The organism is Shinella sp. M27, assembly GCF_049199905.1.
Lineage (GTDB): Bacteria > Pseudomonadota > Alphaproteobacteria > Rhizobiales > Rhizobiaceae > Shinella.
The window spans coordinates 1-22984 of the sequence record NZ_JBLZPK010000072.1 but is presented as its reverse complement, the minus strand read 5'-3'; the positions used below and the strand labels follow the sequence as shown (position 1 = coordinate 22984).

Here is a 22984-nt window from a genome sequence, read left to right as displayed (position 1 = left end):
ATCAAAACGTCTCCGGAAAACGGAAAACGCCGGCAATGCGCCGGCTCCAACAGGGCACGAGCGGCGATTCGATCACCGCCGCCTGCTCATAGGCGTGGATGAACCGTCCCTCGGGCGCCGCGATGCCGGCATGTTTCGCCGCGACGCCCGTGCGCCAGCGAAAGATGAGCAAATCCCCCGGCCGAAGTGCCGCGACCGGCAAAGCCGGCCCGCAATGCCGCACGGCCGCCAGAAGCAGCCGCTCCTCGCCTGCCCGCTCCGCCCAGTCGGGCGCATAGGGTGCCGGCACCTCCGGCTCGACGCCGTAAAGCTCGCGCCAGACGCCGCGGATCAGCCCCAGGCAATCGCACCCGACGCCCTTCCGCGCCCCTTGGTGCCGATAGGGCGTGCCGATGAACCCGCGCGCGACGACGACGACCCGCTCGCCCATTGCCGTGTCAGTCATAGAGCGGCCTCCCGTCATGCACGGTGTCGCCATCGGCATAACCATAGGTGAAATCGCTGCCCGGCATGTGTGGAAAGCCTCGAAAATTCAGCTGGTTGGCAAACTTCGCCTTGCAGGTCGAAAAGCGCTTGTCGCAGCCCGCCGTCACCTGCAGCGTATCGCCCGCCGCAAGCCCCGCCGGCCCCGGCAGCCAGAGCACCAGCTCGTCCGCGCCATCCGCCTTGCAATGATCCTCGATATCGGCCGAAAGCCCCGCCGCCGTGCCGCTCGTCACCGTCAGCACGCCGTAGCGGAAGAACCGCTCGGCAAATCCCGTGAGGCCGCCGACCTTGAGCCGCATCTCATCGAGCACCGCCAGCACCGTCGCCGTGGCCCGATAGGCCGGCGCCGAGGCATCGATACCGCAGCTGCTATCCCCTAAAACCGCATCGCAACGGTGCCCGTAGATGCGCCCGCGCACCTGATCGAGCCCATGCGTCAGCCGCCGCAATTCGGCGCGGAAAAGCCCGCCCTCGCGCCTGACCTCGCCCAGCTCCGCCGTGCGCAACAGCAACCGTTCCGAAGGATCCTGCCAATTGACCGTGAAAACCTCGACTTTCGCCCCGTCATAGCGCCCGGCCGAAAGATCGGCCTCGCGGATCGCCTCGGCGGAAAAGCCGCCCGAGACCTCGCCGCTCTCGGCGGCAAGTCCGTTGCCGTCCTCCGCCTCGCTCGCCTCGAAGCCGCTCGCCGCCACATAGTCCGTTCCGCCGAAGGAGAGACCGCGGTCATGATCGGTAAAGCCCAGCACCACGCCGTCGCGCCGTGTCACCCGCCACGCGTGGCAGAGCGTCGTCACGCCGCCGTCGAGATGGGCCTGAAGCCCCGCCGGGATCGTCCTCATGTCTTGATCTCCACCAGCGGAATGGAAGGGATGCGCCCGGCATTGAACTGCGCCAGATCGATATCGATGCGGTCGGTATCGAAGCGCACCGGCACATCGAATTCGAACCCCGCGCGAATGGCGCCGGAGGCCGGGATCTTGCCCGGCTTGAAGGTCACGATGCCGGTTGCGGCATCCACCGTGTAGTCAGCCGCCGGCACGGCACTCCCCGCCACCGAGAGGACCACCGACCCCGCCACCGGCTTTTCGATCACCCGCACCGTCGCGCCGCCCGCATCGGCATAGCGCTTGACCAGCTGGAATGCCGTCGTCGTGCCGTCGCCCGTGCCGATCTCCTGGTCGCTCGCGGCCGGGAAAGCCCCCGGCATACCGGACCGGTAATCGACGGGATCGCGAAAGCGGAACCCGTAAAACTGCCCCGCCCGCGCCTCGAAGAAGGCGAGCACGGCATAGAGATCGTCGATCGAGCGCACGCCCGATCCCGCATCGTAGCGCCGACGCGCGTCCTGCCAGCGCCGGTTACGGTTTTCCCGCCCGTTGGACAGGCTGACGATATCCGTGCGCCGCACCGGCCCGCCGCTGGTGCCGAGCGCGACGCGCAGCGGAAACCGCACCTCGTGAAATCCTGCCATCTCAAGTCTCCGATGTTGAAAGAAAGCATCACAGGCTGCGCTGCCCGCGCCCGACGGCGCGCGTCAGCATGGCCGCGATCTGCCCCTCGGATTTGCGGAAGCTCGCCGTATCCTGCGCCGTCACATTGAAGACGATGCGCGTGCCACCGCTGCCGCCGCCCTCGCTCGCCACGCCGAGCGCCCCGTCCGGCCCGCGCTTCAAGGGCAGGATCGCCTCCGCCCCCGCCTCGCCCATCAGGCCAAGGCCGCCGCCGAAATAGGTCGGCGCCGCCACCACGCCGCCCTTGGCAAAGGGCGTCACACCGCCCAGCAGAGAGGACACGCCGGAAGAAAGCATGCCCTCCAGCGGTTTCAGCCCGACGGAAAGCGCGATATCGCTCATCCGCCGTGCCAGCCCGGTCAGCACGTCTTCCAGCCCCTTGCCGTCGACGACCGCGCCCCGCAGCGCGCCCGTCAGCGCCGAGCCGAAGGAGCGCGAACGCGCCTCCAGATCGTCGAAGATCGTGGAAAGCTGCTCGGCGGTCTCCTTGGTGCCATCGAGCGACCTGTTGTCCGTTTCCGCCATGGTTCACTCCTTCTCGTCGGGAAAGGCCAGCATCAGGGCCGTCAGGTCCGCGCGCTGTGTCGCGAGCGACCGGGGCCGCAGCAGGCCGAGCGCATAGGCCAGTTCGCGCGGCGTCATGGCCCAGAAATCGCGCGTGGAAAGCCGCATCCGGCAGAGCCCGGCATGAAGCACCGCCTCCCAGGGGAAGGCGGCGGCCTCCGCACTCAGGCCGAATGCGGCGCCGGAGGGTTTGCCGCCTGCCCCTCCGCCGCGAAGGTCGCCTGCAGCAGGTCGGCGGTGATCCGCGCAAAGCCCGCAAGCCCGTCGACCGCCGCCATGCCCGCCACCTCCTCGTCGCTGAACAGGTTGCCGGCGCCGCGCAGCCCCGCGCCGATGATGCGGATAAGGTCGTCCGCCTTCAGCCGGCCGGAGGAGAAGCGTTCGGCCAGCCCCGCCATGCTATCGACGGCAAAGGCCGTCTCCAGTTCGGCAAGCGCCCCCAGCGTCAGGCACAGCACGCGCCGCTCGCCATCGAGAAAGGCCTCGATCTCGCCGCGCCGCCGGTTCGCCCGCGCGCCCATCACAGCACCACCAAGGTCAGCGCGCCCGCCGATTCCAGCGCGATCTCGAAGAGGATTTCCCCGTCATGCGCGCCGGAATATTCGAGCGCCGCCACCTGGAACGGCCCGGACACGGTGCCGAAATCCGGGATGACGATCTGCCAGTCGGAAATCGTGCCGGCAAAGAACACCGAGCGCACCAGCGCGTCCGATGCCTGGTCCTTGAAGATGCCGCTGCCGCTGACCGCCGCGCGCTGCACGCCGGCTCCGCCGAGCAATTCCCGCCAACGCCCCGCCGATTCCGCATCCGTCACGTCGACGATCTGCGCATTGAACGACAGCAGCTTCGAGCGCAGCCCTGCGACGGTCGCAAAGCCCGCCCCGTTGCTGATCTTGAGCAGCAGATCGCGCCCCTTCTGTGCCACCATGGCCAGGTCCTTTCCGTTGGATTGTTCAGGTTGCCGGTTCCGTCACCGCGCGAAACCGCATTTCGGCCCGGTGGAAGCGGGATTTCCCCTCGCGCGCCACGCGCGTCTCGCGATGAAAAAGCAGCACGAGGCGGTGCCCGGCGAGGCTGAGCGCCGCATCATGCAGCGCCACCCGCACCACGGCGGCGATCACCTGCGCCTGCCGATGCCCGGCCGCATCGGACCAGATATCCAGCGTGATGCCATGCTCCTCGCCCGGCTCCGTCGCCGTCGAATGGTCCGTGCTGTCGACGCCGGCGATCACGACGAGGGGGGCGGCCGGCGCGCTCGGACGCCGGTCGGTCACGGCATTGCCGCCGATCAGCGCCGTCAGGGCCGCATCGCCCGAAAGCCTTTCATAGATCGCCTTCTGCAAGGCCGATGCCGCGCTCATGGCTTGATCTCCTCGCAGTCGCAGAGCGTGTAGCGCCCGCTTTCATCCGGATCGCGGAAGGTATGAATGGAGAAAAGCCGCACCCCCTTGCGCAGCCGCATACCGCCGGAAAAATCGCTGCGCCGCCTGAGCCAGATGCGGTGCGTCACCGTCACCTGCAGCGCGCCCGCCGCTTCCTCCGCGCGCGCCGAGACCGGCTCGATGCGCGCCCAGAGCGTCGCCAGCGCCGAAAAGCCCTGCGTGACGCCACCCTGCCCGTCCGGCGTTTCGACCGGCTGCTCCAGCACGAGCCGGGCGGAAAGCGCGCCGGGGTCGATCGTTCCCGCTGACACCATCACAGCCTCCGCTGGCAATGCGGCGCGATCAGCCGCTCGTAACCCTGCGGCACCGCCCCCGGCTGGTCGTCGAGCGAGAGCACGCCGCGCAGCTCGAACATCGTCGCGACATGCAGCGTGAGCGCCCGTTTCAACGTGTCCGGCACATCCGCGCCGCTCTCGCCGAAACCGGCGGTAAAATCGATCTCGATGCCGTTCAGTGCCCGCCCCGTCGCCCGCCGCTCGGGCAGCACCAGCCGCGCCGGCCGCGCCGCGCCATCCAGCACATAGCCTGCCGTATCGATTTCGACCGGCGTACCCAAGGCATCGTAAACCGTCACGATCTCAATGGTTTGCACCGGCCCCCTGGCAATCTGAATCACCCGCCCCTCCGGCCAATCGTCGAGATAGAGGCGCAAAAGCCGGGAAATCAGGCAGAGCCCCGTCTGGCTTTCCAGATGAAGGCGCGCCGTGCGGATCAGGCCCGCCAGCAGCGTGTCCTCCTCGGTCGTCTCGAGGCGCAGATGCGCCTTCACCTCCGCAAGCGTGACCGGCTCGACGGCAGGCGGCAAAAGTTCGGTTATCGTCATGGGGTCCTGTCCGGTGAAAGGAGGATGCGGGCGCGGCCGGGAGGAAACCGCGCCCGCGGCACCGGCGTCAGGGAAAGCCGCCGGTGCAAGAGAAAGCAGCGCGGAAAGCCTCAGCTCAACGCGAACTTCACCAGCTTGATCGCCTCGAAGTTCTGCACACCGCCGCCGACGCGCTTGGTCGTGTAGAACAGCACATAGGGCTTGGCGGAATAGGGATCGCGCAGCACGCGCACGCCCGTGCGATCGACGACGAGATAGCCGGCACGGAAGTCGCCGAAGGCGAGGGAGAAACTATCGGCGGCGATGTCAGGCATGTCCTCGGCTTCCGCGATGCCGAAGCCCATCAGCGAGGCGGCCTGGCCGGCCGTTGCCGGCGGACGCCAGAGGTAGTTGCCGTCGGCATCCTTGAACTTGCGGATCTGCGCCTGCGTCTTGCGGTTCATGACGAAATTGGCGTTCTGCCGGTAGCCTGCCTTCAGCGCATAGATCGTGTCGAGCAGCGTGTCGGAGGGGTTGCTTGCCTTGAAAGCGCCCGCCGCACCGGAGGCGATGTAGCCGATATTGCCCCAGGCCCAGCTGGCATCGGCGACATTGGTGTAGTTCAGGAAACCCTTCGGCTTGTTGGTGCCGTCGCCGGAGATGAAGGCCGTGCCCTCCTGCTCGGCGAAGACGATGTCGACTTCCGAAGCGATCCAGCCCTCGACATCGACGGCCGCGTCATCGAGCAGCGCGGGCGTCGCCGCCGGCATGGCGTAGAGTTCCATGGTCGGGAAGGAGAGTTCGGCCAGCTGGGCGTTGTTGGTCTGTGGCCGCGCCGCCGTTTCCGCCACCCAGCCCGTCGCCATGCCCGAGGTCGCGAACGGCTTCTTCAGCACCGTGCCCGAAACCTGGCGCACGGTGGCGAGCGCCCGGATCGGCGAGACCGTCGAAAGCCGGCGGCCGATTTCCGTGTCGGTTTCCGGCGGCACGACATAGCCACCATCGGCCGCCGAGCCGACGGACATCGCCTTCTCCTCCAGCGCACGCATCGCGCTTTCGTCGCCGCGGCGCATATAGGCGGAGAAGGCGGCCTTGTGCTCGGCCGCCTCCAGGCTCGTCGTACCGCTGCCGCCGAGCGCCGGGCGCGCCTTCTTCAGCGCCAGCTGGTCGAGCACGCGCTTGTGGTCGTCCATGGCGCGATTGATGCGGTCGACCTTCTCGCGCGTCACCACGTCGGAGGTCAGCTTCTGCTCGATCTCGCCGAGCCTGATGTCGTTGGTCTCCTTGAAGGCCTCGAATGCCTGCATGAAGTCGTCGAAGGCGGCGGTCATCGTTTCCGGCACGGCCTTGATTTCCGGCGCGGTCTTGCTGGTTTGCGTCATGCTTGTCGTCTCCGTTAGCGTTGCATCATCATCCGGGCCGCCCGGCGCATGGTGCGTACGAGCTCCGTTTCCCGGTCGCGGAACCACCGCGCATTCTTCACGTTCGACACCCGCGCCGAGGGCAGCATCGGAAAGGTGACGATCGAGATTTCCCAGAGATCGGCCTCCAGGATGCGGCGCACGCCGCTTGCCCGGTCGGTGCGGGAGCGCACCGTCTGGAAGCCGATGGAGAGCCCGTCGAGCGCGCCGGATTTCATGAGGTTCAGCACCTCGCGGGCCCGAGCCACGCCGGGCGAAAGCACACCCTCGACATAGAGCCCGCGCGCGTCCTCGCGGATGGTGCGCCAGCGCCCGATGGGTTCGGCCGGGTCGTGCTGGAAGAGCATGCGCACGCCGGAAGGCCCGCGTTTTTCCAGCGAGCGCCCGAAAGCGCCGGGCGCAATCGCATCCTTGCCGAGATCGACCTCGCCGAAGAGGCTGGCATAGCCGGAAAACACCCCGTCGCCCGAGACACCCGCAAGCGTCAGATCGGCATACTTCTTCGTCCGCCAGACCGGCAGGTCGGTGGTTGTCATAGAGATCTCCGATGTCTGGATTGAGCGAACGGATGGACGGCGCCAGCCGTTCGCGAATTACTCGTGGCGCGGCTACTGCCGCATGCGCTCGGCCATGCGCGCCAGCACGCCGAGCCCCCACCAGGCCGAAAGGCTCGCCGCCGCCGATCCCGTCAGCAGCACCTCCGCCGGCCCGAGATAGCCGGCGATGCCGAGCCGGACCGCGATCCACAGCCCCGCCGGCCCGCCGAAGACGAGGCCGCAGGCGAGCCCGGTGAAGAACCGGCATCCCGCCTCGCGGCGACTTTTCGGCAGCAGATAGATGAGTGACACGGCAGCCCCCGCCGACGCGCCGACCAGCCGGGCCGTCCAAAGCCCGCCGTCGTTTCCGAAGTCAGCCATTGTTAAGCCTTTCCGTTTATTATGGAAATCGAGACCGTCAGGCCAAACGCGGCCACACGCACCCTGGCTCACGCCGAGTCAGGCAGCGCCAATCCCTGAGTCTTTTGAATCGCTTGCGCCTGATGGCTTGCAAAGGGATTCAACGCCTTCACAAAGCGATTCTGGCCGTGGCGACGTCGATTCAAACCGCAGTGCCAAACCTTTGTTTTTCAGCCGCTTTTCGACAAACGACGCCGCTCGCACGGCACGACACGCGGCCACCCTCAAAACTTGCCGGTTGACGCATCACCAGGTGCAAAAATAGGTTCCCACAACCGTCATGATGACGGCCAGCAGTCCGATGCCGCTTCGGCGCGGACTGCGCCCTTCATGCGTCGTGGTCAGTATCCGACCGCGCTGCGTTTCTCCTCGTCGCTGAGGAATGTCGCCGCCCCCACCCGCGCCCAGAGTTCCGAGCGCTCGGCAGCGAGCCCGCTCACCTGATCGAGATCCGGCACCAGCCGCAGCGCGCCGTCGCCGCCCTCATCAAGCCATCCCGCGAAGGCCGCCGCCGTGCGGCTCACCAGCGGCAACACGGTCAGCCGCCAGAAGGCGCGGTTGGCCTCCTGATAATTGGCATAGGTCGCGTCGCCGGGAATGCCGATCAGCATCGGCGGCACGCCGAAGGCGAGCGCGATGTCGCGCGCCGCCCCGTTCTTCGCCTCGACGAAATCCATCTCGCGCGGCGAAAGCCCCATCGCCTTCCAGTCGAGCCCGCCCTCCAGCAGCATCGGCCGCCCCGCCCGCGCCGGGCCGGAATAGCCCTCCTCCAGCTCGCTCTTCAGCCGGTCGTACTGGTCGGGCGTCAGGTTGCCGCCCTCCTTCGGCTGATAGACGAGCGCGCCTGATGGACGCGCCGAATTGTCGAGCAGCGCCTTGTTCCAGATCGCCGCCGCATTGGAGAGATCGAGCGCCATGGACGCCGCCTCCAGCGGCGCGAACCCCAGCTGGTCGTCGAGCGGATGGAACAGCCTGAGATGCAGGATCGCCTGCCCCTCGCCCGCAGCATGCCGGCGGACATGGTTGCCCGTGCGGTATTCATAAGCCTCCGGCCAGCCGTCGCGCCCCTCGACGATGCGCACGCGGTCGGGCCTCAGAAGATGCAGTTCCCGCAGGTCCTCCCCCACCCGCACGCCCTCGACGAAGGCATTGCCGGAGAGCAGCAGATGCCCATAAAGCATCTCGAAGAAATCCGTGCCCGCCATGCGCCCGTTGGGCCGCTGCAGCAGCGCAAGCGCCGGCGCGTCCGGCCGCTCCGCCTCGCCGTCATAGGCAAGCCAGGGCACGGACGCGGCCGCCTCCGCAATCATGCGCACCGCCCGGTGCGCCACCGGGTTCTTCATGAACCCCTCGCGCGACAGCGAGGCATAGGAGCGGCTCGACCAATGCGCCCGGCCCTCGGCCGTCAGCGCAAAGAAGCCCGACGCCTTGGTTTCCGCCGGCATCGGACGCCGCCGAGAGAGGAAGGATGGGAGTTTCATGATGTCCTCGGTTTGTCGAATGTGAAAAACACCGTGGGCGCAGCACCCGTGGCGTGGATCCTCGGCTCAAGGCCGAGGATGACGAAAGAAGAGAGGACGGCTTGTTATCGCACCGCCGCCTATGCCGATCTGCTCAAGAAGCGGGGAAACCAATCCTCCCCTCCGTCATCCTCGGGCTTGACCCGAGGATCCACGCCACGGGTAAAGCACTACCCGCCAAGCGCCGCGAAAAACGTCCGCCCGTACCCCGCCACGCGCTCGGCCCTGTCCAGCCCGTTGACGATGCGCCGCGCGCCCACCCAGTCGGCGCGGCCTGCCGAAAAATGATCCGCCAGCCGCCGCCCCGTGAACGCCCCGTGCAGCATGCCGACGAAGAGGATTTCCACCGAAACCGCCATCTCCATGGCCCGCTCCGGCCGCGCGACGAGGTCGATGCCGGTCAGCGCCGAAAGCCGCTCGTAGTTCCGCCGGTGTGTGATCTGCACCAGCCCGCGCCCGAGCCAGCTGTGCCCCGCCGCATCGCGCCGCCAATACGGCTCGGAAACCTGCGGCAGCTTCCCGGCCGCAAAGGCCCGGTCGAGCCGGCCGATCGCCGCCTCATCCGTCGCCGCGAAGGTTTCGCGCACCGGCTGCAAACGCCCGCCGGTCTCGTGATGCGCCGTCGCCAGCATATAGGCGAGGAAGCGCCGGTCCTTCGTCTCGCCACCCGCCTCGAAGCGGTCGATGAGCGCCGTCAGCCCGGCGACCTGCGTTCCGGCCAGCCGCCCGCCATAGAGCACATCTCGCACACCGTCGAAAAAGGCCTTGCGATCGATTGCCATCGTCAAATCCCCCGCACTCTCGGTTCACCCTGCCGGTCGAGCACCAGCGCCGTCAGCGCCCAGACCAGCGCATCGAGCCGGTCCGGCGAGCGGCCGGCGGAAAGCCCGTCCGGCCCGAAATCGCACATCTGGTCTTCCAGCTCGGCAAAGGCGCCGGCATGCGCCACGCGCCCCTGTTCGTAGAGGGCGGCCACCGGCTCGGCGCGCAAAAACTTGCCGCGCGTCGCCCGTACTGTGGTGACGGGCAGGCCCGCCTCCACACTCTTCAGCATGGCCGTCACCATGTCGCCGCCCTGGTTGATTTCTGCCACCACCCGGTCCGCATCGAACCGGCGGAAGGCGCGCACAACCGCTCCGGCCCAGCCGGCCGGGCTCGCGCCCGTCACCGAACAGTCCGCCAGCACCACCGCGCGCCCGGTGCCATCCAGCCCCGCCACCACGATGCCGCAGACCGAGGCGGCGGACGCCGTTGCCGGCGGATCGACCGCCACGACGATGCGTGACAGCGGCCCGATGTTGCGCAGCCGGATCGCTTCCAGCCGCGCCCGGCTCCACAGCGCATCCTCACGGTCGGCGATCAGCTCGCCGTCGAGCTCCTGCCGCCCCAGCCGCGTACCGCCATAGCGGTCGGCCATGGCGGCGATGAAGCCGGGCGAGAGGTTTTGCGCATTGTCCGATGTCGCGATGCGCCGCACCGCCGTCTTCGGATCGGCCGCCAGCGCCCGCAGCAGCGGCACCGGCCGCGGCGTTGTTGTTACCAGCACGCGGGGTGCTGCCCCGAGACGCAAGCCGAATTGCAGCATGTCCCAGGTCTCCTGTGCATGTTTCCATTTGCCGAGTTCGTCGCACCAGGCGAAGTGGAACTGCGGCCCACGCAAACTCTCCGGATCCTCGGAGGAAAAGATCTGCGCAATCGAGCCGTTCGGCCAGACCAGCCGCCGGCGCGACGCCTCGAATTCCGGTCGTGCCCGCCCGGCGATCCGGCAGATGCCGGACACCCCGTCGATCATCACCTCGCGCCCGTCGCCCAGCGTCTCCGCCACCAGCGCGATGCGAAGCTCCGGCTGAGAAAGCGCCAGCGCATGCACCCATTCCGCCCCCGCCCGCGTCTTACCCGAGCCGCGGCCGCCCATCAGCAGCCAGACCCGCCAGTCGCCGGAGGGCGGCATCTGGGCAAGCCGGCCGGTGAAGTGCCAGCGGTTCAATTGCCGGCGGTTGTGAAGCCGCACCAGATCGCTGGTAGAAGGCCCGCGCCTCTTGCCGATCTCCCCCACAAGGGGGGAGATCGGAGGCATGTGCGGCGCCGCCTTCGAACTCGCATCGGGGCGATCATCGCCGCGCCGGAAACCCGCTTCCAACCCATCCATTTCGACAAGCAGCTTTCCCGCCGCTGACGTCTCCTTGATCATCCTGAAACCTGCGGCCATCCCGTGCATCTGCTTGTCGAATGTCTTGCCGACCGCCGCGCAGGCCCGCCGCGCCCTACGGTCCGCTTTCCATTCGCGCGGCAGCATCCCCGCCAATCCCGGCTTCCCGCCGCCAGTCTTCCCTCGCCGCATTCAACCGCTCCATCACGCGCGTCTCGACCAGATGGTCGAATTCCGCCACCAATGCTGCCTCGTCCTCCGGCTCGCCGCGGGCGGCCTCCGCCTCCGTACGTTCCGAGATCAGCGTGCGCTGCAGGCTGTCGATCTTTTCCAGTGTGCGCACGATCAGCGACACCGCCTCGATGGCTGCCTTGGCATCGCTTTGCGCCAGCTTTCGCGCGGCCTCGTCCTCCGCGCCGGCGGCATCCTGCTCGGCCAGAGCCTTCTGGCTTTGGAAGCGCTGGAACCGCTCGCGCAGCTCCTTCGTCATCTCCAGAAGCATCGCCTGCATGTCGAGAAAAGGATCGAGCGGCGCATCCGCCTTGGTGTCGAGCACCAGCGCCGCCGCGCCCGCGAAATCCACCCGCCGCCCGCCAAGCCCGTCATAAACCGCCGGCTCCGGCGAGAGGCCGAACAACTCAAGATCGATCGCCGCGTCCATCGCAAACCCCAAACAAAAAGGCGCCCGGTTCGATGAACCCAGCGCCTGTCAATATATTCCCAAAATCCGTGACCGGCAGAACCCACCGCCCCGAAGGATCGCCGAGAAAATCAAGCGATCCCGCCGCCCACACCTTTCCGACTGTGCCATAACCCTATCAAACGACCGTCACGCCGTCAAGGACTATTTTCCTATTTAGCGAAATCTTTTGCGAAGGCGTGAAGGGTGCTACTCTTGCCGCATGACCTCGGAGGATCTCATCGCGATCGCGCTCGGCATGCCGGGGACGCGGGAAAGTGCGCATTTCGGGAAGCGTGACTTCCGGGTGGGCGAGAAGATCTTCATGTCCCTGCCGCAGGCCGGCCGCGCGGTGCTTAAGCTCACGCCGGACCAGCAGGCCATGGTGGTGGAAACCGATCCGGGGCTGTGCGCGCCCGTGCCGGGCGGCTGGGGCGCCAAGGGCTGGACGTCGCTCTATTTCGACAGCGCCGACGACGAGCGGGTGCGCGATCTCATCGGCACCGCTTGGCGCAATGTCGCGCCGAAGGCCCTGGTCACCGCGACGATGAACTGAGTTACTTCTCTTCGCCCACTTCCATCGGCCAGGTCACGAGATAATCCTCGTAGTCCTCGATATCGAGGCCCTCTTCGCTGACAGTGCGGCCGCGCGCCGAAATGCCGGCCTGGTGCACGGTGTCGGGATCGCCCGAGACCAGCGGATGCCACCAGTAGAGGTCGTGCCCGTCGCGGATGAGGCGGTAGCCGCAGGTCGGCGGCAACCAGGAGATCTTCTCCACGCTCTCCACCGTCAGGCGGATGCAGTCCGGCACCGTGGCCTGCCGGTTGTCGTAGTCCTTGCAGCGACAGCTCTCGCCGTCGAGCAGCACGCAGCGGACGGACGTCCAGGCGATTTCACCCGTATCCCAGTCCTCCAGCTTGTTGAGACAACAGAGCCCGCAGCCGTCGCACAGGCTTTCCCATTCTCTGTCGTTCATCTCGGCGAGCGTCTTCGTCTTCCAGAAAGGAAGGTCGCCCCGCTCCTGCGCAGTGCTTGTCGTCATGCCTGACCCCTGAACCTCTCGCGCCCAAAGGTCAAGTCCGCCCGGCCGGTAACCGTACCCGGCAAAATCCGTTCTGCTGCCTTCAAAAGACTGCTATCGTCCCCGAATAGGACGTGGTCAGAAGACGTTAACCGGATGCGGGCAGGCTGCGGCCCGTCCCGAGACAAGGTTACCGAGCGTGGAAGCCGAAAGCCCGAAGCCGCAAAAACCGCGCCGCCGCAAGCGGCACATCTTCCTGCGCCTCGATTCCTGGATCGATTCCACGGTCTGGAATGCCGGTTTCCGCGCGGCCGAAATCTGGGAGGAGATCACCATCTTCTTCCGCCGCTTCCAGGTGAAGGGCTGGAAGAAGGCCGTCTTCGAGATCGCCGGCGAAGGCATGAACCTCGGCACCGCCGGCTTCGTCCTTCTTCTGGCGCTGGCGCTGCCCGCCTTCGAGGAGACCAAGGGCGACTGGCGCGCGCAGAGCGACTTCGCCGTCACCTTCCTCGATCGCTACGGCAACGAGATCGGCCACCGCGGCATCATCCACGAGGATTCCGTGCCGATCGACGAGCTGCCCGATCACCTGATCAAGGCCGTGCTCGCCACGGAAGACCGCCGCTTCTTCAGCCATTTCGGCATCGACTTTTTGGGCCTCGCCCGCGCCATGAACGAGAATGCCCGCGCCGGCGGCGTCGTGCAGGGCGGCTCGACGCTCACCCAGCAGCTGGCGAAAAACCTCTTCCTCTCCAACGAGCGCACGCTGGAGCGCAAGGTCAAGGAAGCCTTCCTCGCGCTCTGGCTCGAGGCGAACCTCTCCAAGAAAGAAATTCTGCGCCTCTATCTCGACCGCGCCTATATGGGCGGCGGCACGTTCGGCGCGGCCGCGGCGGCACAGTTCTATTTCGGCAAGAACGTCACGGACGTAAACCTCGCCGAATCCGCCATGCTCGCCGGCCTGTTCAAGGCCCCGGCCCGCTATGCCCCCCACGTCAACCTGCCCGCCGCCCGCGCCCGCGCCAACGAGGTGCTGACCAATCTCGTGCAGGGCGGCCTGATGACCGAGGGCCAGGTGATCGCCGCTCGGCGCAACCCCGCCAGCGTCATCGACCGAAACGAGAAGACCGCGCCCGATTTCTTCCTCGACTGGGCCTTCGACGAAGTCCAGCGCATCGCAAAACCTTTCGCCCAGCATTCCCTCGTCGTGCGCACCACCATCGACATGGGCCTGCAGGCCGCCGCCGAGGAATCGGTGGAAAGCGGCCTGCGCCAGTATGGCGAGAGCTACCGCGTCAAGCAGGGCGCGCTTGTGATGATCGAGAACGGCGGCGCCGTGCGCGCCATGGTCGGCGGGCGCGATTACGGCGAGAGCCAGTTCAACCGCGCCACGAGGGCGCTGCGCCAGCCGGGCTCCTCGTTCAAGGCCTATACCTACGCCGCCGCGATGGAGTCCGGCATGACGCCCGAGACGACCATCGTCGACGCCCCGATCAGCTGGGGTGGCTGGTCGCCGCAGAATTACGGCCGCAGCTTCGCCGGCCGCATGACGCTGATGACGGCGATGGCGAAATCGATCAACTCCGTGCCGGTGCGGCTCGCCAAGGAAAAGCTTGGCACCAAGCGTATTGCCCAGATGGCCAAGGACATGGGCGTCGAAACGCCGATCCGCACCGACAAGACCATGCCGCTCGGCACGTCGGAAGTGACCGTGCTCGATCAGGCCACGGCCTACGCCGTCTTCCCGGCGGGCGGCACGCAGTCGCGCCGCCACGGCATCAGCCAGATCCTCAATTACGACGGCGACATCCTCTACGATTTCTCCCGCGACGAACCGCCGGCCAAACGCATCCTGTCCGAACAAGCGGACTCATCGATGAACCGCATCTTCGTGACCATCCCGGTCAGCGGCACCGCGCGCCGCGGCGCGCTCGACCGCGGCATCGTCTCGGGCGGCAAGACGGGCACGACCCAGGCCTATCGCGACGCCTGGTATGTCGGCTTCACCGGCAATTACACCGCCGCCGTCTGGTTCGGCAACGACGACTATACCTCGACCAACAACATGACCGGCGGCTCGCTGCCCGCCATGACCTTCAAGCGCCTGATGGACTATGCCCATCAGGGCATCGAGCTGCGCCCCATTCCCGGCATCGAGAACCCCCTGCCGGATGGCACCAAGGCGACGGAGGTCGCGGCGACGACGACGGATGAGAACAATCCCCTGCCCGCGCTGGTGCGTCCTCGTTCGCTCTCCACCGATGTCACGAAACTCCTGAAGGATGTCGCCCGCCAGCTGAACGAGGCCAAGCCCCTCAAGGCCGATGGCCGGGTGGCTGCGCTTGACGCGGCTCCGGTCAACCGGACAGAGTGAGCGATAAAGCGTTTCCGCGTTTCTCCGAATCGCCAAAACGCTCTATCTCTTCGTTTCGACACAACTCCAACGGTCGATTGCCTTGTTCCGAACGCCCCTCGTCATCGCCACCGCGCTCGCCGTCGCCTTCGGGCTTGGCATCCTGAGCTCGATCTATGCGCTGCGGGCGACCGTCGGCTTCGGCGCCATCGCGCTCGGCCCCTGGACCGCCTTCCCGAGCGCCCAGACGATCGATGCCGATCCCTATGCCAAGGCGCACCGCGCCCGTGACGGCAAGCTTTTGCTCGGCGGCGCCGAGGGCCTCACCTTCACCGCCGCCACCGACAGCGACAATCGCAGCCTTTCGGCAAACTGCCGCTACGAGATCAAGGGCATCACGCCGCCCGCCCGCCTCTGGACGCTGCACGCCGCCGACCGCAACGGCAATCCGCTTCTCGGCACGCGCCCCGGCCTGCCGGATGGCCTGAACGCCTGGTCGGTCCTGCGCAGCGCCGACAGCGATTTCGTCATCCGCATCGCCGCGACGGCGACCTCCGGCAACTGGCTCGCCGTGCCCGAGGGCAACGCGCCGTTCCTCCTTGTCATGACGCTGCTCGACACGCCGACCGCCGGCAGCTCCGGCGTCATCGATCTTGCCATGCCCGGCATATCAAGGCTGGACTGCACCGATGCGTAGTTTCCTCTATGCCATCGCCATCGGCCTTGTCGGCGCGGCCCTGCTGCACATCGTCATCATCCTCTCGCTGCCGAGCTTCACCGGCCGCGATGCCTATACGCGCGTCCAGACCTTCGGCGAAAACAACCGCTTCTTCCCGCTCGCCAGCGTCGGCGACACACTCGCGCCGCTCAACGACGACCCGGCAATGAAGACCGCCGTCTGCACCTTCTCCGTCGAAAACGGCCCGATCCGCCTCTTCGCCGATGGCGAGGTGCCCTTCTGGTCGCTCGCCGTCTATGACGATGCCTCCAACGAGGTGTTCAGCATGAACGACCGCACCTCCGTGACGGGCGCGCTCGACACCCTGATCGCCACGCCCATCCAGCTCATCGGCATCCGCAAGGCGCTGCCGCCGGAGCTGGAACAGTCGATCCTCGTCGAAATGCGCGGCAACGAGGGCTACGCGGTGCTGCGCACCTTCGTGCCCACCGCCAGCCGCCAGCCGGCTGCCGTCGGCTTCCTCGCCGATGCCGGCTGCGAGACGTTCTCGCCTGCCCAATAGGGCCAACTCAAGTGGGAAATCGTGCTCTCAAGAGCATATGCCGCTGGGCGGCGCAATCGTGCACCCAGCCTGAATGCTGTCGGTCGGCCGCGCATGTGTTCGCCGTCAATCCCGGCGCCGCGTGCGATATCATAGATCAGGGCCTGCTGGCGGCATCCTGGGCGCTCGCCTTCGCCGCCTTGCCGCGGGCCGCGAGCATGGCGGGGGTCAGGCGCTCGTAGCGCACGCCTGTGAAGAGAAGCACCTGGGCCGGAGCCGTATGCGGAACGGGCGCACGTTTCGGGGTGCGCGCAAGCCATTCCTTCAATCTAACAACGTCTGCCATTCTCGCCTCCAAAAGAAGAATCGAGACGGATGAAGCACTCCTACAAATCTCACCCTGCCCTGTTCGGGCCGGTGCATCCGGTTCCGTCACCCGGCTGCGACGCACATTGTCATCCCAGTCGCATACGGGTGGAAAACGGCGATAGGGGCCAGAAGTTTCCCATTCACGGGAATGTGTCTGGCGACCGCCCGGTATCCGGAACATCGCACCTTTCCCATCAGGAACGGCAGCCGTTTCGGCGAACCACCGTTCCCATGCTCGAATCATAGCACGTCTCAAATAATAGACGAGCAGACCCTTACCCCTAAAACTAACGACGATTGGGTTAACATGCTGTTAACACTAGCGTGATCCGCCGCGTCGCGCTGTTCCCGGCGGCACAGGACGAGGCCGGTCTCCGCCAAAGCCTTCCGTTAACGCATGGACAAGCATGCATGGCGTAGACTGTGAGCGTTTGTTTTAAGCAAGGATTTGGCCATGAGCTTTTGGGGCAAGACCATCGACACCCGCTACGATTTCCGGGCGTTCGACCCGAAGCATATCTGGGACTGGGGCCTCGTCACCATCGGCAAGGGCACCGAAATCGACTTCGGCGAGACGAACGGTATCTATTCGATCGACTTCGCCGACAAGGAGATCGCCATCCGCTTCCAGGATATCGGCGCCTTCTCGAACTATTCGCGCAACGGCCCGGCCTTCGTCGACTATAACGACACGCTGAACCGCATGATCGGCTTCAGCCTGCAGACCAATATGAAGGGCCTCACGGCCAGCGACATCACCGTCTATGACAACGAATTGCGGATCGACTGGCGCGGCACCTCCTTCAACACAAACACCTATGTGCTCATCAAAGTGAAGTTTCAGTACGATGCCATCAACGGCACGAACGGGAACAACACCCTGAAAGGCACGAAACACGACGACTTCTTCTTCGGCAAGCGCGGCGCAGACACCATGACCGGCGGCACGGGTGCCGACCATTTCATCTTCTCCACCGGTGACACCGGCGGAACCAAAGCCACTGCCGACCTCATCAAGGACTTCAAGCCGGCCGAATTCGACGTCATCGATCTCAGCCGTTATGACGGCAATTCCACCCTTGTCGGCGTGCAGGATTTCAAGTTCATCGGTACCAAGAAGTTCTCCAAAGTCGTCGGCGAACTTCGCTACGAGAAGGTCGGCGCGGAGACCCACATCACCGGCGACACGAACGGCGACGGCAAGGCCGACATCATGATCCGCCTCACCGGCAAGATCGATCTGACGGCCGATCACTTCATCTTCTAGAGTTTGTCAGGGAAAAGTGGGAACCGGTTTTCCCGAAAAGACAAACGAAAAACAAAGAAATGAGAAGATGCCCGCTCAGACTGAACCGGGCATCTTCTAATGGCACAAGCGCGCCAGCACCTTTACCGGCTGTTAATCATACCGCCGTTAGGATTGTGTTTACGGTCGCCCCGCGCGACAGGCGCTCAAGCAGCGAGAACCGATTGATTGCGGAAACGGCAGGCATGCCGCGATCCGCTCGGGATTTTGCTGGTTTCGCCAAGGACAGATGGACGCGGCAAGGGGCTGCCGCTTCGGGGATAGGGTGTTTCGTGGCGGACAGGTTTCGCGAACTGGAGAGACCGCAGGCAGGGCGGCCGAAGGACATCGTCTTGATGGCCACGGTGTCGAGCTTCGAGAGCCTGCGCTTTCCGTCGAAGTCGGATCTGCGCCAGTTCGGCGAACTCTTCGAGCCGCTCTACGCCGCCTCCACCGAGGAAGCCCGCCGCCAGGCCGTCGCCGCCCTCTCCCGCTGCCCGCAGATCCCCGATGAGATCGCCCTCTTCATCGCCGGCCAGCCGATCGGCATCGCCGCCATCTTCCTGATGGGCTCCAAGGCAATCGCCGATGGCGTTCTGATGCGGATCCTGCGTGTGGCCGGTCCCGAGCATGCCCGCGCCATCGGCAAGCGCGACGATCTCTCGCCCGCCGTCATCGAGGCGCTCGTCGGCAGCCACCAGGATCATGCAAGCCGCCGCACCGGCGAGGACCGCGCCGCGGCCCTTGCCGAAGCTGCACGGCTGGAGCGGGAAGAAGACATGCGCGCGGAACTGCGCGCGCTGATGCGGGCCGCGCTCCCCGCCGCCGAGATACCGGTCAAGCTCGAGGCCGCGACCGAGGTTCACCAGGCGCTGTTCGTGCGTTTTGCGCGCGCCGGCGAGATCGGCATGATCGCCGTCACGCTCGCTGACGCGCTCGCCTCCAGCCAGTGGCTGTCGGAGCGCATCCTGCTCGACGTCTCCGGCCGGCAACTGGCCGAGACGCTGGTGGCGCTCGCCGTGCCGGCGGAAGACTGCCTGTTCGTGCTGGGAAAAATCTACCCGCACCTGGCCGAGGGTGGCGCCGAAGCGCTGATCGCGTCGCTAGACCCGGCCGAGTCGACCCTCCGGGTCGAAAGCTGGCAACGGGCGGATAGCTACACGAACGGCGATGGCTTGCCGAAGGCGGCCAACAGTGAAAGCGCGAATGCGGACGGGCAGGATCACCACGACAGGTCCTCCGGGGACGGGCGGCATCGCGCCGCCGGCTGATCGGCTTCTTCAAGGTTCCGTCCTGCGGAACCGATCGATTTCGGAAACGGTTTTCAGAACGCTTTTCAGAACACTGGGCGCTTGGCCGGCGCGCGAAGTGCGACACCTTCGTTGCGCTCGGCGGAGAGCGCGGCCAGCATGGTCACGACGAACATTCCCGAAATCAGCAGTGCAAGGGCGGGCAGCACGATAAACATGGGTGTTTCTCCAAGGGTTCACAGGCCGTTGCCTGTGCCTCCCTTTTCCCATGTGCCCGCTTTCATCGCTGTTCCCGCCGGAACAGGGGTTCAGAACAGGAAATCCGCCTTCGACAGATCCGAGAGGTCGACATGCTTCAACGTCAGCACATCGTTGCCGGCCTTGATCAGCACGTCATCGCCGCTCTGCACCGCATGGTTCTTCATGAGGTCGGAAAAGCTGGTGATGGCAGCGAGATTGGAAAAATCGATCCGGTCGGTGCCGGCCACGAAATCCGTCACCGTGTCCTTGCTCGAGCCCTTTGAGAAGATGAAGACATCGGCACCGGCGCCGCCGGTCAGCGTGTCGTTGCCGGCGCGTCCGTCAAGAATGTCATTGCCGCCGAGACCCGACAGCTTGTTGCCGCCGCTGTTGCCGATCAGCACATTGGCGAGCGCATTGCCGGTGCCGCTCATGCCGGCCGTGCCGAGCAGCACGAGCTTTTCGATATTGGCGCCAAGCGTGTAGCTCACCGTGGATTGCACCGTGTCCGTGCCGCCATTCGCCTTCTCGATAAGCTTCAACGCCGCATCGCCGACGAGATAGGTATCGTTGCCCGCGCCGCCGGCCACGGTGCCGATAACCTTGCCGCCGCGCGTATCGAACGTATCGTTGCCGGCACCGAGATCGACATTGCCGCGGATCGTGCCGTTGTTGGTGATGATCTCCACACCACTACCACCCTTGAGCGCGGTGCCCGTGGCGGTGATCGAGCCGTTGTTGGAAAGGATGTTCTTGCCGCTGCCGAGAAGGGCCACGGCAATGCCGCTCGTTGCCGTCACGCTGCCATTGTTGGTCAGCGTCGCGGAGGCGCCGTCCATCAGGATGCCGGCGGCACCCTTGATCGTGCCGTTGTTGGTGACCTCAGCATTCGCGCCGCCGACATCGATGCCCTCGCCGGAAGTCGAGGTCAGCGTCTTGTGGTTGGCGAAATTGACCGCGCTGCCATCGAGCCGCACCGCATCCTTGGCGGCGCTGATCGTGCCGTTGTTGGAAATGACGGCACTGGCGCCGGTCACCACAAGCCCCTCGTCGCCGCGCGACAGAAGCTTGCCGTTGTTGGTGATGATAGCGCTCTTGCCGGTCACGACGACCGCATCCAGCTTGCTGTCGACCGTGCCGCTGTTGGTGACGATCGCCTTCGTGCCGGCGCTGCGGATGCCGTCATCGGCGGTCGAGTTGATCATGCCGTAATTGGTTATGATCGCGGCGGTGCCGGAAACCGTAACGGCATCGCCGCCGCTCTTGATCGTGCCGTGGTTGGTGACGAGCGCCTTGTCGCCCGTCGCCTTGATGCCGAGGCCGGTGGAAGAAAGCGTCGGGCCGCGATTGGTGAAATTGATGCTGGCGCCGGCAAAGATGCCCGCCACTGTCCCGCCCGAGAGCGTGCCGAGATTGGTGAGGATGAGCCCGGTTCCCGACGCCGTCAGCCCGACCAGCTTGGCGGAAACCACGCCGTCGGCCTTGATCGTGACATCGCCGGACTTGGCGGTGATCGCTGCATCGCCGAAGACGATGCCATTGCCGGCGGTGGAGGTGATCTTGCCATCGATGGCCAGCGAGCGGCTGGTGTAGACACCGCCGGCATCCACGGCCGTCCCCTTGGTGGTGATCTTGACGCCGGGATCCACGATCCACTGGCTGCTGGCCTTACGGGCAACAAGCGTCGACGTCATGTCGATCTTGATTACATATTTGGTCATTCTATCGGGCGTCCATCATTGACGTAGCCACGTCCTAGCGCCTTATTGGCAAAGAATTCGTTTCCATTGCGGCGTCAGCGGCAAAGCCTTGCTACAAGGTTAACGGCGAAAGAACCCGTCGTCGGCGGGCTCCGTCCCGGCAAACTCCAAGAGATCGCCGAGATCGTCCGTCTCGATCGACACGACCCAGAGGTCGCTGTCGAAACGCCGCTCCCGCGCAATCGCCTCGGCCACCGCCGTTGTCTCCGCGCGCTCGAGCCGGGCCTCGAACAGCCGCGACCGATTGCTGTCGTCCTCGCCGAAGAAGCTCTGCGGCGCCGGAGCATAGAGGCTCTCCGTCCCGTCGCGAAAAACCTGCCGCACGAAGATCGCACCCGCCTCCTCCGCGCCCTTCGCCTCGACGGCCGCGAAATCGCCGCGGGCAAACACGCGGCGCAGCAGGGCGGAGACGAAGATATCGGTACGAAGACGCATGGCCCGCGTCCTACACGGCGCACGCCCCAAGGGCAATCGCGAGATCTGGGGTGACGAGCGCGGCGCTAAAGCGCGCCGATGTCCTTGAGCTTGGCGAGAACCTGCTGGTTGGGCTCCCCCGTTACGGGCAGGCGATAGTGCTTTTCGAAATGGCGGATCGCCACGCGGGTCTTCTCGCCGATCAGGCCGTCAACGGCGATATCCGTATAGGCGATGTTGCTCAGACCCTTCTGGATCTTCATCACCATGTCGCTCGGCACGGGCTTGGCCACGGCGGAGGTGACCGCCGGATCGGCCTCGGCCTCCATGATCGCGGCGGCGACCGGATCGGATTCCTCTTCGGCGACGGGCTTGGCCGTCGTCGCTGGCTTCTGCTGGATGACCTTCGCCACCTCGTCGAACGGGCGCTCGCCGGGCGTCACGTCGGTGATTTCAGGCAGTTCCTCGCCCTCCTCTTGCCGCTCGATGACGAAGGTCGTCACGTCATGCGGCTCGGGATTAGTGGCGGTGAAACCGAGGGAATTGTCGGCCGAGCGGGTCTTCAGGAAGGGCGAGGGATGGCCGCCCGGCTGATACCACAGCGCATTGGCCGCGACGAAGGAGAAGACGACGATGAAGGCGCAGGTGCCGCCGATCAGCGTGGGATTGCGCGCGGCAAGCCCGCCGAGCGCGACAAGCCCGGTGATGACGATGTTGGGCCGGCGCGGCGGCGGTGCGGGCGCACGCGCGCTGGAACGGCCCTTGCGGGCCTGGCCCTGCGGCCGCCGCTCAGGCTGTTTTCTGACGTGCGCGTTCATCTTTTCTGTCCTTGCCATCGAGCGAAGGCTGGTAAACGGTCTCCATATCAGGTGCAAGGCGCGGCGGGAAATCCACGGTGGATGCGCCGGCGGCGGCGAGATCGTTTTCGCGCGCGATGCCAGCGCCATCGGCGGGAACGCGGATGGTGATGACGGTGCCCTCACCCGGCTTGCTCTGGATCACGAACGAACCGCCATGCAGCGCCACGAGACCCTTGACCAGCGACAGGCCGAGGCCGGTGCCCTCATACTTGCGGGTATATTCGTTCTGCACCTGCATGAAGGGCTGGCCGATCAACGCCAGCTTGTCGGCGGGAATGCCGATGCCGGTGTCGCTGACGGTGAGCAGCAGGTCGCGCCCCTCGCGCGCCGCATCCATGGTGACGATGCCGCCACGGTCGGTGAACTTGATGGCGTTGCCGACGAGATTGATGAGGATCTGCTGGATCGCCCGCTGGTCGGCCACCACCTCGCCGATGGCGCGCGGCACGCGGCTCGTCAGCTTGATGCCCTTGTCGCGGGCCTGGAGGCCGAGCATCTGCTCGCAGGCGCGCATGCTGTCGGCCACCGCGAAAGGTTCCGTCAGCAGCTCGTAGCGGCCGGCCTCGATCTTCGAGACGTCCAGCATGGTGTTGACCACTGATAGCAGGTGCGAACCCGACTGGTGGATCAGCGCCACATATTCGCGCTGGCGGTCGTTTTCCAGCTTGCCGAAATATT

Annotated in this window: 30 protein-coding genes; 6 read left to right on the top strand and 24 right to left on the bottom strand. The window is 66.0% G+C overall.

The window, feature by feature from the left end; genetic code table 11:
* Position 1 precedes the first annotated feature (1 nt).
* From ACOZK4_RS25950 to ACOZK4_RS25870, 17 genes are all read right to left on the bottom strand, one after another.
* Positions 2-445 carry an NlpC/P60 family protein gene (locus ACOZK4_RS25950; protein ID WP_421594543.1) on the bottom strand — a complete coding sequence of 148 codons (444 nt, stop codon included), beginning with the start codon at positions 443-445 and terminating at the stop codon, positions 2-4.
* The gene (locus tag ACOZK4_RS25945) at positions 438-1328 is read right to left on the bottom strand and encodes a DUF2163 domain-containing protein (protein ID WP_421594542.1); all 891 of its coding nucleotides are present in this window, start codon (positions 1326-1328) and stop codon (positions 438-440) included. Before ACOZK4_RS25945 ends, ACOZK4_RS25950 begins: the two co-directional genes overlap by 8 nt.
* Complete coding sequence (locus ACOZK4_RS25940; RefSeq protein ID WP_421594541.1) at positions 1325-1960, bottom strand: phage distal tail protein, Rcc01695 family; 636 nt, start codon at positions 1958-1960, stop codon at positions 1325-1327. The genes ACOZK4_RS25945 and ACOZK4_RS25940 overlap by 4 nt, the downstream gene beginning before the upstream one ends.
* 28 nt (positions 1961-1988) lie before the next feature.
* On the bottom strand, positions 1989-2525 hold the full coding sequence (locus ACOZK4_RS25935; RefSeq protein ID WP_421594540.1) for a phage tail tape measure protein: 537 nt from the start codon (positions 2523-2525) through the stop codon (positions 1989-1991).
* A gap of 3 nt (positions 2526-2528) precedes the next feature.
* Positions 2529-2732, bottom strand: coding sequence for a rcc01693 family protein (locus ACOZK4_RS25930; RefSeq protein ID WP_421594552.1), 204 nt, complete (start codon positions 2730-2732; stop codon positions 2529-2531).
* The gene (locus tag ACOZK4_RS25925; RefSeq protein WP_421594539.1) at positions 2729-3085 is read right to left on the bottom strand and encodes a gene transfer agent family protein; all 357 of its coding nucleotides are present in this window, start codon (positions 3083-3085) and stop codon (positions 2729-2731) included. Before ACOZK4_RS25925 ends, ACOZK4_RS25930 begins: the two co-directional genes overlap by 4 nt.
* Positions 3085-3492, bottom strand: a complete 408-nt coding sequence (locus tag ACOZK4_RS25920; protein WP_421594538.1) for a phage major tail protein, TP901-1 family — start codon at positions 3490-3492, stop codon at positions 3085-3087. The genes ACOZK4_RS25925 and ACOZK4_RS25920 overlap by 1 nt, the downstream gene beginning before the upstream one ends.
* A gap of 25 nt (positions 3493-3517) precedes the next feature.
* Positions 3518-3925: a DUF3168 domain-containing protein gene (locus tag ACOZK4_RS25915; RefSeq protein WP_421594537.1), complete on the bottom strand. Its 408-nt coding sequence runs from the start codon at positions 3923-3925 to the stop codon at positions 3518-3520.
* A complete protein-coding gene (locus ACOZK4_RS25910; protein ID WP_421594536.1) occupies positions 3922-4260 on the bottom strand; it encodes a phage head closure protein in 339 nt (112 codons plus the stop codon). Before ACOZK4_RS25910 ends, ACOZK4_RS25915 begins: the two co-directional genes overlap by 4 nt.
* Positions 4260-4829 carry a head-tail connector protein gene (locus tag ACOZK4_RS25905; protein WP_421594535.1) on the bottom strand — a complete coding sequence of 190 codons (570 nt, stop codon included), beginning with the start codon at positions 4827-4829 and terminating at the stop codon, positions 4260-4262. Before ACOZK4_RS25905 ends, ACOZK4_RS25910 begins: the two co-directional genes overlap by 1 nt.
* 110 nt (positions 4830-4939) lie before the next feature.
* Entirely contained in the window at positions 4940-6190 is a 1251-nt protein-coding gene (locus ACOZK4_RS25900) for a phage major capsid protein (RefSeq protein WP_421594534.1), read from the bottom strand.
* Between the two features lie 14 nt (positions 6191-6204).
* The gene (locus ACOZK4_RS25895) at positions 6205-6765 is read right to left on the bottom strand and encodes an HK97 family phage prohead protease (protein ID WP_421594533.1); all 561 of its coding nucleotides are present in this window, start codon (positions 6763-6765) and stop codon (positions 6205-6207) included.
* A 72-nt stretch (positions 6766-6837) separates the two neighbouring features.
* The gene (locus ACOZK4_RS25890; protein ID WP_313532719.1) at positions 6838-7146 is read right to left on the bottom strand and encodes a DUF6107 family protein; all 309 of its coding nucleotides are present in this window, start codon (positions 7144-7146) and stop codon (positions 6838-6840) included.
* A 380-nt stretch (positions 7147-7526) separates the two neighbouring features.
* Positions 7527-8666 (bottom strand): phage portal protein, encoded by a 1140-nt coding sequence (locus ACOZK4_RS25885; protein WP_421594532.1) that lies wholly within the window; start codon positions 8664-8666, stop codon positions 7527-7529.
* 209 nt (positions 8667-8875) lie between these two features.
* Positions 8876-9487, bottom strand: a complete 612-nt coding sequence (locus tag ACOZK4_RS25880) for a glycoside hydrolase family 19 protein (protein WP_421594531.1) — start codon at positions 9485-9487, stop codon at positions 8876-8878.
* Positions 9488-9489: 2 nt separating this feature from the next.
* On the bottom strand, positions 9490-10914 hold the full coding sequence (locus ACOZK4_RS25875) for a DNA-packaging protein (protein ID WP_421594530.1): 1425 nt from the start codon (positions 10912-10914) through the stop codon (positions 9490-9492).
* 55 nt (positions 10915-10969) lie between these two features.
* On the bottom strand, positions 10970-11515 hold the full coding sequence (locus ACOZK4_RS25870) for a hypothetical protein (RefSeq protein ID WP_421594529.1): 546 nt from the start codon (positions 11513-11515) through the stop codon (positions 10970-10972).
* 241 nt (positions 11516-11756) lie between these two features.
* On the opposite strand from ACOZK4_RS25870, the gene ACOZK4_RS25865 reads away from it, so the two are divergent.
* The gene (locus ACOZK4_RS25865; RefSeq protein ID WP_421594528.1) at positions 11757-12089 is read left to right on the top strand and encodes an MmcQ/YjbR family DNA-binding protein; all 333 of its coding nucleotides are present in this window, start codon (positions 11757-11759) and stop codon (positions 12087-12089) included.
* A 1-nt stretch (position 12090) separates the two neighbouring features.
* Here the strand turns inward: ACOZK4_RS25865 and ACOZK4_RS25860 are convergent, their stop codons facing one another.
* A complete protein-coding gene (locus ACOZK4_RS25860; RefSeq protein WP_421594527.1) occupies positions 12091-12576 on the bottom strand; it encodes a YcgN family cysteine cluster protein in 486 nt (161 codons plus the stop codon).
* 178 nt (positions 12577-12754) lie between these two features.
* On the opposite strand from ACOZK4_RS25860, the gene ACOZK4_RS25855 reads away from it, so the two are divergent.
* From ACOZK4_RS25855 to ACOZK4_RS25845, 3 genes are all read left to right on the top strand, one after another.
* Positions 12755-14929 carry a transglycosylase domain-containing protein gene (locus ACOZK4_RS25855; protein WP_421594526.1) on the top strand — a complete coding sequence of 725 codons (2175 nt, stop codon included), beginning with the start codon at positions 12755-12757 and terminating at the stop codon, positions 14927-14929.
* A gap of 82 nt (positions 14930-15011) precedes the next feature.
* Positions 15012-15605 (top strand): DUF1214 domain-containing protein, encoded by a 594-nt coding sequence (locus ACOZK4_RS25850; protein ID WP_421594525.1) that lies wholly within the window; start codon positions 15012-15014, stop codon positions 15603-15605.
* Positions 15598-16149 carry a DUF1254 domain-containing protein gene (locus ACOZK4_RS25845; protein WP_421594524.1) on the top strand — a complete coding sequence of 184 codons (552 nt, stop codon included), beginning with the start codon at positions 15598-15600 and terminating at the stop codon, positions 16147-16149. Before ACOZK4_RS25850 ends, ACOZK4_RS25845 begins: the two co-directional genes overlap by 8 nt.
* A 136-nt stretch (positions 16150-16285) precedes the next feature.
* On the opposite strand, the gene ACOZK4_RS25840 is transcribed toward ACOZK4_RS25845, so the two are convergent.
* Entirely contained in the window at positions 16286-16474 is a 189-nt protein-coding gene (locus ACOZK4_RS25840) for a hypothetical protein (protein ID WP_313532207.1), read from the bottom strand.
* Positions 16475-16951: 477 nt separating this feature from the next.
* Here ACOZK4_RS25840 and ACOZK4_RS25835 point away from each other — a divergent pair, with 477 nt between their 5' ends.
* On the top strand, positions 16952-17764 hold the full coding sequence (locus ACOZK4_RS25835; RefSeq protein WP_421594523.1) for a M10 family metallopeptidase C-terminal domain-containing protein: 813 nt from the start codon (positions 16952-16954) through the stop codon (positions 17762-17764).
* Positions 17765-18075: 311 nt separating this feature from the next.
* Complete coding sequence (locus tag ACOZK4_RS25830; protein WP_421594522.1) at positions 18076-19053, top strand: hypothetical protein; 978 nt, start codon at positions 18076-18078, stop codon at positions 19051-19053.
* A gap of 65 nt (positions 19054-19118) precedes the next feature.
* Here the strand turns inward: ACOZK4_RS25830 and ACOZK4_RS25825 are convergent, their stop codons facing one another.
* The 5 genes from ACOZK4_RS25825 to ACOZK4_RS25805 all read right to left on the bottom strand — a co-directional run.
* Positions 19119-19250 carry a hypothetical protein gene (locus ACOZK4_RS25825; RefSeq protein ID WP_281048136.1) on the bottom strand — a complete coding sequence of 44 codons (132 nt, stop codon included), beginning with the start codon at positions 19248-19250 and terminating at the stop codon, positions 19119-19121.
* A 90-nt stretch (positions 19251-19340) separates the two neighbouring features.
* Positions 19341-20993, bottom strand: coding sequence for a hypothetical protein (locus ACOZK4_RS25820; protein WP_421594521.1), 1653 nt, complete (start codon positions 20991-20993; stop codon positions 19341-19343).
* Positions 20994-21092: 99 nt separating this feature from the next.
* Positions 21093-21467 (bottom strand): DUF1491 family protein, encoded by a 375-nt coding sequence (locus tag ACOZK4_RS25815; protein WP_313532214.1) that lies wholly within the window; start codon positions 21465-21467, stop codon positions 21093-21095.
* A 65-nt stretch (positions 21468-21532) separates the two neighbouring features.
* Entirely contained in the window at positions 21533-22264 is a 732-nt protein-coding gene (locus ACOZK4_RS25810; protein ID WP_421594520.1) for a peptidoglycan-binding domain-containing protein, read from the bottom strand.
* Positions 22236-22984: sensor histidine kinase (locus ACOZK4_RS25805; protein WP_421594519.1), on the bottom strand; the 749-nt coding region annotated here is incomplete at its 5' end. The genes ACOZK4_RS25810 and ACOZK4_RS25805, both read right to left, overlap by 29 nt.